The sequence below is a fragment of the Amycolatopsis pittospori genome, assembly GCF_013870525.1.
Taxonomy (GTDB): Bacteria; Actinomycetota; Actinomycetes; order Mycobacteriales; family Pseudonocardiaceae; genus Amycolatopsis; species Amycolatopsis pittospori.
On the sequence record NZ_JACBXD010000037.1, the window covers coordinates 1 to 12,915 of the forward strand.

Sequence of the window (12,915 nt, forward strand, 5' to 3'; positions counted from 1 at the left end):
CGTAGTCGGCGCCCGACGCGTCCCGGACCGTGGTGAACCCGCGGTCCAGCATGGCGCTCATGGTGCGGGCGCTGTGCGCGGCCACGTAGGACGGCGACGACGCCGGGAGCGACCCGAGATCCGCCGTCGACGCGGTCACGTGCACATGCGCGTCGACGAGACCTGGCAGCACGACGGCGCCGCGCAGGTCCTCGGTCCGCACCTCACCCGCGGTGAGGCCCGTGCCGATCTCGACGATGCGGCCGTCCTCGCATCGCAGGTCACCCTCGGTGTACTCGCCCTCGACCGGGTCGAGCAGCCGGGCGTTGCGCAGCAGCAGTGATCCGTTCACCAGGTCTCCTTCAGTTCGCGCAGGGCCGGGACCGCCAACGGTGCCAGAGAACGGGCCGCCTCGACGGAGGCGTCGTCGTAGCTGCCTTCGGCGTCGAGGATGTTGAGGACGCCGAGCGTGCGGCCGTCGTCCACCACCGGCACGTTGATCACGGCGCCGCAGCCGAGTCCGGCGATCAGGTCGTGGTCGGCGAAGATCTCCCGCACCGCCGCCCTGTCCGGCCCGAAGTACGGCTCCTGGCCGGTGATGCATCGCGCCAGCCAGCCCGCCGCCACCTCGACGGTCTTCTCGCCGCCCACCGGGTATTCGCGCGGATGGCTGCTGTGCACCCGCCGCAACGCCTTTCGTTCGGGCACCCACGCCAGTACGGTGAACAGCCGCACGCCGATCGTGGCGCGGGTCTTGTCCTCCACAGTGGACAGTGAGACGGTCATTTCGTCATCTCCTTCGCGGTGGCCGCGGGGGCACCGTGTTCGGTCAGTTCTTCCAGCGACCGGCCGGCGGTGGAGAGGCCGAACACGACCACGCACACCACCCCGGCCGCCAGGACGGCGGTGGTCAGGCCGAAGACGCCGGCGAAGCCGAGGCTCGCCGCCGACAGGCCGATGATCGTCGGGGCCAGGATGCTGCCGACCCGGCCGAACGCGCTGGACAGCCCGGTCCCGCTGGCGCGGATCCAGGTCGGGAACACCTCGGGGGTGTAGGAGTACACGCCGGCGTAGGTGCCGTTGAGGAAGAACGACAGCACCGCCCCGGCGAGGGTGATCGACCACGGCGCGTCCATCTGGCTCAGCCAGAACGCGCTCACCGCCGAACCCGCGAGGTACAGCGCGATGGTGTGCTTGCGGTCGAGTCGTTCGGAAAGCCAGGCCGCGGAGAAGTACCCGGGGATCTGCGCCAGGTAGATGATGATCGAGAACTCGAAGCTCTTGGTCACCGTGATCCCGCGTTCGACGAGCAGCGTCGGGATCCAGGAGAAGAAACCGTAGTAGGAGAAAGTGATCACGAACCAGACGGTCCAGATCACCGCGGTGCGGCGGGCCATCGCCGGGCTCCACAGGAACTTCAGCGCGCTGAGGAGGTTGACCTTCGGCGTCTCGGTCGCGGGTTTGACGTCGGTCTCGGCGACCGGCGGAAGTGTTTCCCCCGTCGCCTTTTCGACGTCCCGCTCCAGCTTCGCGACGATCTTCTCGGCTTCGTCGTGACGACCGTTCGCGACCAGGAACCGTGGTGACTCGGGCAGGGACCGGCGCCACCACAGCAGCATGACGATCGGCAGCGCGGTGATCAACTGTGCGACGCGCCAGCCCTCCGGCACCGTCGGGACGATGAACCGGCCGATCAGCGCCGCCATGACGAAGCCGAACGAGAAGAACCCGGCGAGCGCGCCGACGAACCAGCCGCGCCGTTTGGCGGGGACGAACTCGGACAGGAACGGCGCGATGATCGCGCTTTCGGCGCCCGCGCCCGCTCCGGCCAGCACGCGGGCGCCCAGGAAGACCTCGTAGTTGGGGGAGAACGCGGCGATCACCGAGAACACCGCGTAGAAGGCCAGCGCGTACATCATGACCTTCTTGCGGCCGATGCGGTCGCCCAGCAGGCCGGCGGCGATCGCGCCGAAGAGGAATCCGAACGGCGTCGCCGAACCGATCAGCCCGAGCTGTCCGTTGTCGAGCCCCCAGGCCGCTTTCGCGCTCGGCAGGAGGAAGGCGACGACGGCGGAGTCCATCCCGTCGAAGGTGTAGCCGAGCCCGCCGATGAACAGCAGTTTGTAATGGGGACGGCTCAGCGGGAGCCGGTCCAGTCGTGCCAGAAGCGTCATGGGGAACGCCTTCCGTGGTTCGGGCGACGAGGAGTGCCGACAACGTATACTGCGTTTCAGTAAAACTGCAATGGTTGTTGCACGTGGTCCGGCCGGCACGATGCGTTACCGTGACGCGGTCGAGGGAGGGCGTGCGTGACAGAGACGGGGATCGACGACGGTTTCGAGGCGTGGCTTCGGGATCGGACACCGGAACGCGGGCTGCGACCGAAATCGGCCGCGGTACTCGAAGTGCTGGTCTCGCAGCCGCGGCGGGCCTCGTTCGGTTCGACGGCCGAGCTCGCCCAGCTCGCCGGCGTCAACGTCGCCACCGTCACCCGGACCGCGCAAGCGCTCGGGTTCGCCGGTTGGCCCGCCCTGCAACAGGAACTGCGGGCGCGGTACATGTCGTCGCTCAGCGCGCCGCAGGTCGCCGAGGAACACCGGGACGTCGACTCGCCGGGTTCGGCTTCGCTGCGCCGCGACCTCGACGGTCTTGCACTGCTCAACCGGCGCTTCGACGAAGACGAGATCCGGAACGTCGCCCACGCCGTCGCGGCCGCGCGCCGCACCGTGGTCATCGCCGACGGCAGCTACGCCGCTGTCGGGATCGCCTTCGCGCACAACGCGCGGCTGGCCGGCTACGACGTCCACGCGATCACCGCCGGTGACGCCGAACTCGCCAACGCGACGGCGAAACTCACCGCAGAGGACGTGCTGATCGCGATCAGTTTCTGGCGGCTGTACGAAAGCACCGTGCTCGCCGCGAACGAGGCGAAGGCCAGGGGAGCGCGTGCCTTCGCGATCACCGACGCGGCCAGCCCCGCGCTGGCGGGCGCCGTCGAACAGGTGCTCATGGTGCCTGCCGAGGGTGTGACCTTCTTCCCGTCCCTCACCGCGGGGATGAGCCTGGTGCAGGCGATCGTCGCGCAGCTCGCCGCCGTCGATCCCGCCCGCACCAGCGAATCCATCGAAGCCGCCGAGGCGATGTGGTCGCGGTTCGATCTGCTGCACCGCCGCCCGTCGGGCAAGCGGGTCTGAGTCGAGGTCGGCCGAACGGTCAGTGCCGAAAAGGCCGACCGGTCGAGGTGTCTCCGCCGGATGACCGATCCGCCGGGCCCCCTCGCCGGGCGATTCTGGTTCCAGGCCGCCGGAAAGGCGCGGCACGGGATCGAGGAGGCCGAAATGACGATCATCGCGACCATGGGTGCTTACGCCGGGCTCGCCCTTCTGGCGCTGATGGCGGTGACCCCGCTGCTGGTCGACCTCGACCAGCGTTTCCCGGTCGCCCGCCGGGTGAAGGCGGCCGAACGGGAACGTCCGATGCCCGCCAACCTCGCCTCGGCGTGACGCAGAGCACAGATTTCCGCGTGGGGCTACCTCACGTGAGTGATTCCAGCTTCATCGAGTCGTAACTTTATGTCGCGTTATGAAACGCTGAGTGACGTGACCGTGGAGTGCTGCACCAACGCAAAGCCCGTCGACGCCTTCGCGGAATTCCGCCGGAACGTCGACGAACTGACCCAGGCGTACATCGACGCCTGCCGTCAGGGGCGCAGCCCCGGCGACGCGACCCTCGATCTCTTGCAGCGGGTACACCGCGAAGACCGCAACTGGGTCGTCGTCCATCTGACGTTCGCGATCGCCGCGCTCGCGCATCAGCGGGCTCTGGCCCCGGTCGACGCCGTCACCCGGCCAGGTGGCGTAACGGGTGCGCCGGAGCGACCGTTGTTAGCTTCCGCGAGTGACTGATCCGACCATCTCCGCGGTCATCGCGGTGTTCGCGGGCTTCGCGCTCGCGATCCTGCTGGCCATTCCCTACATCGCCGCGAGCTACCGGCGCCGTGGCGAGGTCGGGCTCTGGCGGGTGCTGCTGGTCTTCGGGTTCCTGGTCTACGCGATGTCCTTGTGGACCTACACCTTGCTGCCCATCCCGCAGACGACGGCGGCGTGGTGCGCCGAAAACGCCTCCAGTCACCTGCAACTCCGGCCGTTCCAGTTCGTCGCCGACATCGGCCGCGAACAGATCGGCACCGGTCTCCGGGCGTTCCTGCGCAATCCCGCTCTCCAGCAGGCTGTCTTCAACGTCGCGCTGTTCGTACCGCTGGGGATGTTCCTCCGGCACCTCTTCCGGCGGAATTTCGTGAGCACGGTGGCGCTCGGTTTCGCGGTCTCGCTGTTCATCGAATGCACTCAGCTCACCGGCGTCTGGTTCCTGTTCGAATGCCCGTACCGGCTGGCCGACGTCGACGACCTGCTGACCAACACCCTCGGCGCCGCGGTCGGTTTCGGGCTCGCGCCTCTGCTGAGGCTGCTGCCCGGTAGGGAGCCGTCGGTGTCGCCGGGAACTCCCCGGCCGGTCACCGCTCGCCGCCGGCTTCTCGGGATGGCGGTCGATTTCCTTTCCGTGGTGCTGCTCGGCACCACGGTCGGGATCGTGACGACTTTGCTGGCAGGCGAACCGGATACGGTCGTCTCGGCCCTGATCGGCACGCTGCTGCCCGCGATCCTGCTGCTGTTCGTCGTTCCGCTCGCGGGCAACGGAGCCAGTTTCGGACAGCGGGTCGTGCTGCTGCGTCCTGTCGGGCCTTCGGGGCACAAACCCGCCGTGTGGCGGATGATCCTGCGCTTCCTGGCCGGTTCCGGCGGCTATTTCACCTTGCTGGCACTGGCTTCCCTGGTCAACGGCGGTTTCGAGCCATTGGCGAATCTGCTGTTCTTCGTCAGCGGCATCCTCGCGATCCGGCCGCAAGGCCACAAGGGACTGTCCGGTCTCGTGGCCGGCCTGCGCGTGATCGACGCTCGAGCGCTCGACGACTCGGAGGAGCCCGCCGCCGTCGCCGAAGGGCTCCGCTAGCGCGGAGGCTTGTCCTGGTAGTCGCGGTAACAGGATCCGCACGACCTGGTTGCGGCCCGGCCTTCACACCAGGCTCGGCCACATCAGCGATCAGGGAGGACGCGCGATGCGCTTTCGACGAAGTTTGGTTCTGCCGGTGATCCTGGCCGCGGCGATCGCCGGGATCGGCCCGTCACCGGCGGCGGCGACGGGCGGGGGAGAAGCGGTGGAGGTCACCGCGCCGTCGCTGTACCCGGAGGGGGTCGCCTGGGATCCGACGCGCCAGGCCACGCTCGTGGGATCCGTCCGGTTCGGCACGGTCGCGGTGGTCCAGCGCGACCGGACCGTCCGGACACTGGTGAACGACCCGGCCATCGTGTCGGTGTTCGGCCTCACCGTCGACGCGGCACGGGGCCGGATCCTGGTCACCTACGGGGATTTGGGGCTCGGTGAACGCTCGGCGCCGGAGACGGTCGACCGGCAATCGGGGCTCGGCATCTTCGATCTGCGCACCGGCGCGCGGATCGCGCTGGTCGACCTCGCCGTCGGGGAAGGCGGGCACGCCGCCAACGACGTCGCGGTCGACCCGCGCGGGAACGCGTACGTCACCGACACCGTCGGAGACGCGCTCTTCCGGGTCGACCCGCGCGGCCGGATCACCGCGCACGTCACCGGGCCCGAGTTCGCGAGCGAGGGATTCGGGCTCAACGGCGTCGTCTGGCATCCGGACGGTTTCGTGCTCACCGTCCTGTACAGCTCGGGACGGCTGTTCAAAGTGGACATGGATTCGGGGAGGATCGGCACGGTGAAGCTGGAACGGCCGCTGGTCGGCGGTGATGGGCTGGTCCTGCGCCACGACGGTTCGCTCGTCTCGGTCACCAACGACCTCGGCACACCGGGGCTGAACGCGGTCCGCTTGCTCTCGTCCGCCGACCACTGGCGGACGTCGCGGGAACGCCGGATCACCACGCGGTGGCCGGACGGGAAACCGACCACCGCGACCGCGACCCCGTTCGGGACCGTCGTGCTGACGGGGCATCTCGACGCGTTGCTCGCGGGCGACACGTCGGTTCGCACCTTCGCGCTGCGCCGGTTCTGACGAAGGATGGGCTCTCTAGCCGAGGAGGGCCTGGGTGATCTGGCGGGTGGTCTGCGCGGCGATGTGGGGGTTGACGGCGGCGTAGCCGACATAGGCGTTCAATCCGGTCGCCAGGGCCCAGCCGCGACCACGAGTCCAGGTGGCATCGTCCACGTCGAGCGCGGCGCGGAAAGTGGCTCGTGTCCCGGCCGACAGGAGGGTGAAGGCGATCATCAGGTCGCGAGCGGGATCGCCCATGCCGAGTTCACCGAAGTCGATGACCGCGCTGAGACGACCCCTGGTCGTCAGCAGGTTGCCGGTGTGGAAATCGCCGTGGAACCAGACCGGTGGACGGTCCCACGCCGGGGCGGCGAGAGCGGCGTCCCACAGTTCGCTCATCGCCCCGGTGTCGAAGGTGTCGCCGACTTTCGTGATGGCGGCTCGCGTCGCCGCGTCCCTCGTGGCCAGCGGCCGGCCGGCGAGATCGCCGGTCTTCGCGAAGCCGAACCCGTGCAGCGCGGTCAGGAATCCGGCCAGCGTGCCGGCGGCCTCGTGCGAGCCGGACAGCGCATCGACGGTCGCCACCTCACCGTCCAGCCAGCGCGACACCGCCCACGGCCACGGATAGCCGAAGTCCGGTTCTCCCACCTCCACCACCACGGGCACGGCGAGCGGAAGGTGCGGGGCGAGCCGGGGCAGCCACTCGGCTTCCTTGCCCGCCTGCTCGATCGCGCCGTCATGGCGAGGCAGCCGAACCGCCAGCTCCTCACCCAGCCGGTAGATCACATGATCCGAGCCGGCCGGGGCGTGCGGACGCAACGGTGACCCCGCCCAGCGCGGGAACTGCGTATCGATCAGACGCCTCGCCAGCGCGGCATCGATCACGGGGGTCGATTCGACGGTCAAGGACGGCTCCCACGGGTAGGCCGTGGCAGTGTGTCAAGGCCTCCGCGGGGTGATCAACCGGTTTGTGCGACTCGTGCGCTGTCCGCCTCCTCGCCGGGCCGACGCCACCCGATCGGGTCTATCCTTCCGCTCGCGCGAGTCATTCCGCCTGGCAGCGGGCTCGGAGCGGAACACTCTTCGCGGTGAACGTGGAGTCGATGGACGACGTGGCCGACTGCCTGCTTTCGGTGGCCTGGAACATTTTCCCGCTGATGGGGAAACCTCCCGCGCGTCCGGGGAACCGGGCCGAGGAGATCCGGTCCTTCCTCGTCGACGCCTGCCACGACGCCGGTCTGCGTGCCCGTGAATGGGCGGCCGAGCACGGAGCGGGAACCGAGGAGGAGCATCGTCCGTTCCTGCGGCTCGCCGAGGTCGCCGCGGACGCGAACCTGGTCCTGAGCATGGTCTCCGGGACGCTGGTCGCCGACCACGAACGCGTCCGGCGCCGGTGGACCGAGACCGAAGCCCTGGTCCACGAGGCACGGGGCCTGGCCGAACGGGTGGCCGAATTCCTCGACAGCCAGGCGGCTTTGCCCTGTCCTTAGCCCGACACGGACGCCCGGACCGCGAGATCCGGGCGTCCCTGTGCCGGCGGCTCAGTCCGTGACGAGGGTCAGGTCGTAGCGGTTGAGCACCTCCCTGACGGGCTGGAAGAAGGTGGTGCCGCCCTCGGTGCAGTCACCCGATCCACCCGAGGTCATACCCTGCGCCTGCACCAGTTTCGTGCCGGAACCGGACTCCGGACGACTGACGAACGAGCCGCCGGAGTCACCCGGTTCGGCACAGGCGCTGGTCTGCGTGAGGCCCTTCACGATGTTCCCGTTGCCGTAGTTCACCGTCTGGTCCAGCGCTTCGACGCGCCCGCAGTGCCAATGGGTGGTGATCCCGGACCGGCAGATCCTGCCGCCGACCCCGACGACGTCGGAGCCTTCGATCCGCACGTCCGTCCCGTCCTCGTACCGGTCGACCCGCGGCGGCGTCGAGACATCGCTGTGGGTCACCTTGACCGTGCCGTAGTCGTTGCCGGGGAACGACGACTTCGCGACCCTGCCGATGGTGCCGTCGACGCCCTGCACCGTGCCGCCGAGTTCGGTGCAGTGGCCCGCTGTGATGACGTAGTGGTCATCGTCGTCGTAGGCAGTGAACCCGACCGAACAGGCGCCGCCGTTGAAATAGAGCCCTTGTCCGCCGATCACGCTCCAGAGCGGCCTGGGAGCGCTCTTCACCTGTTCCACCCGGACAGGAACGCCCGCGGAGGTGGCCCAGGCCCGGCCGGCTGAGTCGCCGCCCACCACACTGACCACGACCTCGTTCGACGGCACGTCGACGTACCAGCCCGCGACCGAGGCGGGTACGCCCGCGGTTCTGTTGTCCAATGTGGACTGGATACTCTTCAGTTCCGCGATGCTGTGCCGCACCACCTTCGGGGTGGCGCCCGCTGCCCGGATCTGTGCCGCGCGGCTCGCGTCGGTGGTGCCGACGATCAGTTCGCCGGTCGTCGTGTCCAGCCAGGAATCGGCGTACGCGGAACCGAGGGAACCACCGAATTTCTGGTGCGCGGCGGCCAGGGCGACCGGTCCGGCCGCTTCGTTCAGGACGGGCGTGGCCGCCGCCGCGGGGGTGGCGAAAGCGGTCACCGCCGCGGCGGCACCGACCACGGCCGTTATGGTGCGCAGAGGACGTCGAATCACGAAAACCTCCATGGAGTGCGGAATGCTCAGCGGGGTGTGTGCTGGAGAAGTGCTCCTCGATCGACGTTACGACAGTGATGATCCGATCGAATGCCGCCATTTGAGTAGCACTGACAATTCCCCTTTACGGCTCAATGAAACGGCCGTTGCCCCGGCATTGCTCACTCGTGTGAGTGGATCATGCTCGATTTACCGTCCCCGAATTGTTGACCGACTCACGACAATCCGCGACTTTCATGCGGCATTCGGGAAAGGGCCGTGCTCGCCCGAGAACGGGCCGTCACCTGATGGTGTCCTTGCCGAACCCGAACGTCGGCATTGATGACGAACGGGTCTCGGCCGGGTCGGCCGCCGATCCGGCCGGCTCCGGCTCCGCTGCGCCGAACGTGCGACTTGTGTAACGCGGCGCGCACACCCGATGACTGATCTCTCGGTGACCTGGCGAGCAGACGGAGGCCGTGGATGAAGATCGACCTGTTCAACGAGATCCAGAACCCGCGGCCATGGCCCGAAGGACACGAGGGACTCAGATTCGCCCAGGCGATAGAGCAGGCCGTGCTCGCCGACGAACTGGGCTACGGATGCTGGTGGCAGGTCGAACACCACGGTGCGGAGGAGTTCAGCCTGTCGTCCGCGCCGGAACTGATGCTGGCCGCGCTTTCGCAGCGGACGAGCCGGATCCGGCTCGGTCATTCCGCGGTGCTCGCCCCGGGGCGGTTCAACCACCCGATCCGCGTCGCCGAGCGCGCCGCGACACTCGACCATCTCAGCGGTGGCCGGGTGGAACTCGGGCTGACGAGGTCGACCATCCCGGAATGGCGCCTGTTCGGCATCGAACCGGATGAAGCGAGGGCGCAGACACAGCAGGCGTTCGAAATGGTCCCGCGGATGTGGACCTCCGAACGCTTTTCCTATGAAAGCGACACCTACCGTATCGACGACGTCCCGATTTCGCCCAAACCGCTGCAGCGGCCGCATCCGCCGCTCTGGCAGGCGGCGGCGAGCCCGGCTTCGTTCGAGGAGGCCGGCCGTCGTGGTGTGGGTGTCCTCGGGACGACGATGTGGGAATCGCTGGAACGCGCGGGCAGGCTGATCAACCTGTACCGGGCCGCGGCGGAACACTGTACGGAACCGGTCGGCGCGTTCGTCAACAATCAGGTCGGGTTCTTCACCTTCGTCCATTGCGCGGACACCGACGAGGAGGCGGTGCGCAACGGCGCCGCCGCCGCGGCCGCCTGGTACACCGTGACCGCGCTGACGTTCTTCGAAGCCGCGAGCGAGTTCGTCCGGCTGAACGCCCGCCAGGAGGAACTCGTGGCCGCGCCCGACGGCGGTGGCCTCACCGGCGCCTTCCTGCGCGGTGAGGCGGAGAACGTCCCCACGGAGGCGAACCTGCTGATCGCCCGGATCCTGCAGGGCGAGGCCGTGCCGGACGACGAGATCTTCACGGTGCTGAGCGCGCAGGACTCGCTGATCGTGGGCAGCCCGGAGACGTGCCGCAAGAAACTGCGGGCGTACGCGGATCTCGGTATCGACCGGATGATGTGCCTGCAGCAGATCGGCGGCATCCCGCACGACAAGGTGCTGAAGAGTATCCGCCTGATCGGTGAACTGATCCCGGACCTGGGCTGACGCGGAAGGCCATCACCGGGGCGGATCGCGGTGATGGCCTTCCGCGGTCTCAAAGCACCGTCTTCCAGTAATCCCAGAACCTCTGCAGGACGGCGGCGCCGATGGCCGAGTACCACAGCACGAGCACCACGCTGTGGTAACCGATCGCCGTCCGGGAGCCGTTGCCGAGGTTGCGCAAGGTCGTGTACCAGAACACCGCGATGGTGACCGCCCAGACGACCAGGCAATAGGGACACAGCGCGCCGATGACGTACAGGCTCTGGTAGATCAGCCAATGCACGAACACGACGCCGAGCCCCGAGCCCGCCTGCAGACCCAGCCAGTACCAGCGGGGGAGCGTGGCACCGCCGAGCACCGCGACCCCGGTCGTCACGACCACGCTGAAGCCGACGATCCCCAGCAACGGGTTCGGGAACCCCAACAGTTCCGCCTGCGGTGTCTTCATGATCGACCCGCAGCTGAGGACGGGGTTGAGGCTGCAGGTCGGGATATAGGAGGAATCCTTGAGCAGCGCGATCTTCTCGACGGTCAGCACCAGTGCCGCCGCCAGTCCGATCACGCCGCCGATCAGCAGCACCCACGGTGTCACGCGGACCGTGAACGGCGCGCGCTCCGCCGTCACTTCGCCAGTTCCCGGTCGATGGCGGCCTTGAGTTCCTGATACGACGGCGCTCGCGTGAACTTGACGCCGTTGACGAAGAACGTCGGCGTGCCCTCGACGCCGATGTTCGCGCCGTCGGTGCGGTCGGCCAGCACCCGGCCGAGCGTGACCGGATCGTCCAGCGCGGCTTCGAAGGCAGGCAGGTCCAGGCCGAGCTCGCGCGCGAAGCCGAGGAAGGTGTCGCGGTGGGAGACCTGCTGGTCGCCCCACTCCGGCTGCTTCTCGAACAACAGGCGGTACATCGGTTCGAGCTTGCCCTGCTTACCCGCCGCCTCGACCGCGCGCGCGGCGAGTTCGGCGTTCTGGTGGCTGGGGATCGGGAAGTAACGCAGCACGAAGGTGACCCGGTCGCCGTATTCGGCGCGGAGCCGCTCCACACCGGGAAACGCGGCGCCGCACGCTTCGCATTCGAGGTCGAGGAATTCCACGACCGTCACCTTGCTGCCGGCGGGATCCGACAGGCGATGGCTGTCCGGCCGCACGAGAATCGAGGCGGGCACGGCCTGGGCCGCGCTGCCCGCTCGGGCGTCTTCGCCGGAGTCGGTGAAGATGAGCAACGCGGCCACCACCGCGATCACGACGGTCACGACCGTCAGGGAAACCTTGGCGTTCTTGGTCATCGCACTGTCCTTTGTGCTCGGTTCGGGCATCTGAAGGCGGCATGGCACGACCGGTCCGCCCTCGTCAGGAGAGCGAATCGGTGGTGGCCGGGCTGTCGATCAGGTGCGCGAAACGCAGAGCTGGACCAGACGAGGCGTCGTCGTCGACGCGGAGCGTGGGCAAGACGGAGACGGCGGCACGCTCGGCGGCGCAGTGGTCTCCCGGTGCGGCCTCAGCCGGATGAGCAGGAAGAGGGTGGCCAGCAGAGCGGCGCAGATCCCGGCGACGTCGTCGAGATGGCCCGCCGGGTTCATCTGGGGTGCGGGTGGTTCGCAGTCGTCGACCGGTGACGCCACTGGTTGTGCCACGACGACCTGTTCGGCGGCGAACAGCGGAGCGCACGGTGCTCCCGCCGCTGCCGCGCCGTTACCGCACAGAGCGCCCTGCAGGAGTGCGAGCACGGTGAAGGCGGCCAGCACGGCGATCAGCCGCGCGGCCGTCGTCGAGGTCTTTCCGCCGGGCACGAACCGAGAGTAAAGGAGTCTTTGTAAAGCCGCCGCTAGCGCGGTGGACTTCCCGTTCGCCTGGTTCTCCGCAGTGTGCGGCGACGGCGAGCTGAGCTGGCAGCACGTCTCGACCGGCACAACCCGCACACGTCACAGAATCCGTGTTCGCCGGGCGTCAGCGGTGCGGCGGGTACGCCATCGGCTGGATCGACGGCTTCGCCTTCGCCAGCGTGACGATGCCGATGATCCCGGCGACGACGAGCGCGACGAACACGAACAGTGCGGCCACGACGTAGACCACGCGGAACCCGATGGCGTCCGAGACCAGCCCGCCGAGGAAGGGGGCGATCGCCAAGGCAAGGACACCGAGGCCGGCCATCACCCCGGCCGCCACGCCGCGACCGGTGTGGAGCCGCCGGATCAGGGCGACGGTCACGCCGATGGCCGCGCCCGCGCCGAGTCCGTTGAGTACTCGCCCGACAACGAACAGTCCGCTGCTGGGCGTGAAGGCGACCAGCACTACCCCGAGCAGCATCAGGCAGATCGCGGGTACGGTCACCGACGTCGGGAAACGCGCGCCGAGCACCAAACCGACCGGGGACGCGATCGCGGCCGCGACCAGGTACGCGACGAGTCCGCCCAGCAGCAGGGTCTGTTCGGCCATGCCCAGTTCGATCTGCAGGGTCGCCCGGCCGTCGAAGCGGTAGACCACGGTGAGCAGGAACAAGCCGATGAGTGAAGCGAACCCGGGTCCGACGAGCAGCCACCAGGGCGGTGCGGCGGTCGGGTGCGGGGCGCTCTGCATCGGCTGCGGCACGTACATGCGCACAACCT

Annotated in this window: 16 protein-coding genes; 7 read left to right on the forward strand and 9 right to left on the reverse strand. The window is 68.6% G+C overall.

Annotation, left to right across the window (positions count from 1 at the left end; all coding sequences use genetic code 11):
* The 3 genes from H5J31_RS21190 to H5J31_RS21200 all read right to left on the reverse strand — a co-directional run.
* Positions 1-331, reverse strand: a 331-nt coding sequence (locus H5J31_RS21190) for an amidohydrolase family protein (RefSeq protein ID WP_181774358.1), incomplete at its 3' end; no start/stop codon positions are given.
* Positions 328-765 (reverse strand): GAF domain-containing protein, encoded by a 438-nt coding sequence (locus tag H5J31_RS21195; RefSeq protein WP_181774359.1) that lies wholly within the window; start codon positions 763-765, stop codon positions 328-330. The genes H5J31_RS21195 and H5J31_RS21190, both read right to left, overlap by 4 nt.
* A complete protein-coding gene (locus tag H5J31_RS21200) occupies positions 762-2,153 on the reverse strand; it encodes an MFS transporter (RefSeq protein ID WP_181774360.1) in 1,392 nt (463 codons plus the stop codon). Before H5J31_RS21200 ends, H5J31_RS21195 begins: the two co-directional genes overlap by 4 nt.
* Before the next feature lie 135 nt (positions 2,154-2,288).
* Between H5J31_RS21200 and H5J31_RS21205 the strand changes: the two genes are divergently transcribed.
* The 5 genes from H5J31_RS21205 (at position 2,289) to H5J31_RS21225 (ending at position 6,067) form a co-directional block, all read left to right on the forward strand.
* Positions 2,289-3,173: a MurR/RpiR family transcriptional regulator gene (locus tag H5J31_RS21205; protein WP_181774361.1), complete on the forward strand. Its 885-nt coding sequence runs from the start codon at positions 2,289-2,291 to the stop codon at positions 3,171-3,173.
* Between the two features lie 60 nt (positions 3,174-3,233).
* Positions 3,234-3,482 (forward strand): hypothetical protein, encoded by a 249-nt coding sequence (locus H5J31_RS21210; protein ID WP_181774409.1) that lies wholly within the window; start codon positions 3,234-3,236, stop codon positions 3,480-3,482.
* A 96-nt stretch (positions 3,483-3,578) separates the two neighbouring features.
* Positions 3,579-3,884 carry a hypothetical protein gene (locus H5J31_RS21215; protein WP_181774362.1) on the forward strand — a complete coding sequence of 102 codons (306 nt, stop codon included), beginning with the start codon at positions 3,579-3,581 and terminating at the stop codon, positions 3,882-3,884.
* Positions 3,877-4,989, forward strand: a complete 1,113-nt coding sequence (locus tag H5J31_RS21220) for a VanZ family protein (RefSeq protein WP_181774363.1) — start codon at positions 3,877-3,879, stop codon at positions 4,987-4,989. The genes H5J31_RS21215 and H5J31_RS21220 overlap by 8 nt, the downstream gene beginning before the upstream one ends.
* A 106-nt stretch (positions 4,990-5,095) precedes the next feature.
* Positions 5,096-6,067 carry an SMP-30/gluconolactonase/LRE family protein gene (locus tag H5J31_RS21225; RefSeq protein ID WP_181774364.1) on the forward strand — a complete coding sequence of 324 codons (972 nt, stop codon included), beginning with the start codon at positions 5,096-5,098 and terminating at the stop codon, positions 6,065-6,067.
* A 15-nt stretch (positions 6,068-6,082) separates the two neighbouring features.
* Here the strand turns inward: H5J31_RS21225 and H5J31_RS21230 are convergent, their stop codons facing one another.
* Positions 6,083-6,952, reverse strand: a complete 870-nt coding sequence (locus H5J31_RS21230; RefSeq protein WP_181774365.1) for an aminoglycoside phosphotransferase family protein — start codon at positions 6,950-6,952, stop codon at positions 6,083-6,085.
* Between the two features lie 182 nt (positions 6,953-7,134).
* On the opposite strand from H5J31_RS21230, the gene H5J31_RS21235 reads away from it, so the two are divergent.
* Positions 7,135-7,536: a hypothetical protein gene (locus H5J31_RS21235; RefSeq protein WP_181774366.1), complete on the forward strand. Its 402-nt coding sequence runs from the start codon at positions 7,135-7,137 to the stop codon at positions 7,534-7,536.
* Positions 7,537-7,587: 51 nt separating this feature from the next.
* On the opposite strand, the gene H5J31_RS21240 is transcribed toward H5J31_RS21235, so the two are convergent.
* Positions 7,588-8,682, reverse strand: a complete 1,095-nt coding sequence (locus tag H5J31_RS21240; RefSeq protein ID WP_181774367.1) for a S1 family peptidase — start codon at positions 8,680-8,682, stop codon at positions 7,588-7,590.
* Positions 8,683-9,144: 462 nt separating this feature from the next.
* Here H5J31_RS21240 and H5J31_RS21245 point away from each other — a divergent pair, with 462 nt between their 5' ends.
* Entirely contained in the window at positions 9,145-10,314 is a 1,170-nt protein-coding gene (locus tag H5J31_RS21245; protein ID WP_181774368.1) for an LLM class flavin-dependent oxidoreductase, read from the forward strand.
* A 49-nt stretch (positions 10,315-10,363) separates the two neighbouring features.
* Here H5J31_RS21245 and H5J31_RS21250 read toward each other — a convergent pair whose 3' ends face one another.
* The 4 genes from H5J31_RS21250 to H5J31_RS21265 form a co-directional block, all read right to left on the reverse strand.
* Positions 10,364-10,936 (reverse strand): vitamin K epoxide reductase family protein, encoded by a 573-nt coding sequence (locus H5J31_RS21250; protein WP_181774369.1) that lies wholly within the window; start codon positions 10,934-10,936, stop codon positions 10,364-10,366.
* Positions 10,933-11,595 carry a DsbA family protein gene (locus H5J31_RS21255; protein WP_181774370.1) on the reverse strand — a complete coding sequence of 221 codons (663 nt, stop codon included), beginning with the start codon at positions 11,593-11,595 and terminating at the stop codon, positions 10,933-10,935. Before H5J31_RS21255 ends, H5J31_RS21250 begins: the two co-directional genes overlap by 4 nt.
* Before the next feature lie 99 nt (positions 11,596-11,694).
* Entirely contained in the window at positions 11,695-12,099 is a 405-nt protein-coding gene (locus H5J31_RS21260) for a hypothetical protein (protein WP_181774371.1), read from the reverse strand.
* 157 nt (positions 12,100-12,256) lie between these two features.
* Complete coding sequence (locus H5J31_RS21265) at positions 12,257-12,904, reverse strand: MFS transporter (RefSeq protein ID WP_181774372.1); 648 nt, start codon at positions 12,902-12,904, stop codon at positions 12,257-12,259.
* Positions 12,905-12,915 lie beyond the last annotated feature (11 nt).

Coding starts and splice junctions, on each gene's coding strand:
- H5J31_RS21195 (WP_181774359.1), bottom strand. CDS start 765: ATGACCGTCTCACTGTCCACTGTGGAGGACAAGACCCGCGCCACGATC.
- H5J31_RS21200 (WP_181774360.1), bottom strand. CDS start 2,153: ATGACGCTTCTGGCACGACTGGACCGGCTCCCGCTGAGCCGTCCCCAT.
- H5J31_RS21210 (WP_181774409.1), top strand. CDS start 3,234: ATGACCGATCCGCCGGGCCCCCTCGCCGGGCGATTCTGGTTCCAGGCC.
- H5J31_RS21225 (WP_181774364.1), top strand. CDS start 5,096: ATGCGCTTTCGACGAAGTTTGGTTCTGCCGGTGATCCTGGCCGCGGCG.
- H5J31_RS21245 (WP_181774368.1), top strand. CDS start 9,145: ATGAAGATCGACCTGTTCAACGAGATCCAGAACCCGCGGCCATGGCCC.
- H5J31_RS21255 (WP_181774370.1), bottom strand. CDS start 11,595: ATGACCAAGAACGCCAAGGTTTCCCTGACGGTCGTGACCGTCGTGATC.
- H5J31_RS21265 (WP_181774372.1), bottom strand. CDS start 12,904: ATGTACGTGCCGCAGCCGATGCAGAGCGCCCCGCACCCGACCGCCGCA.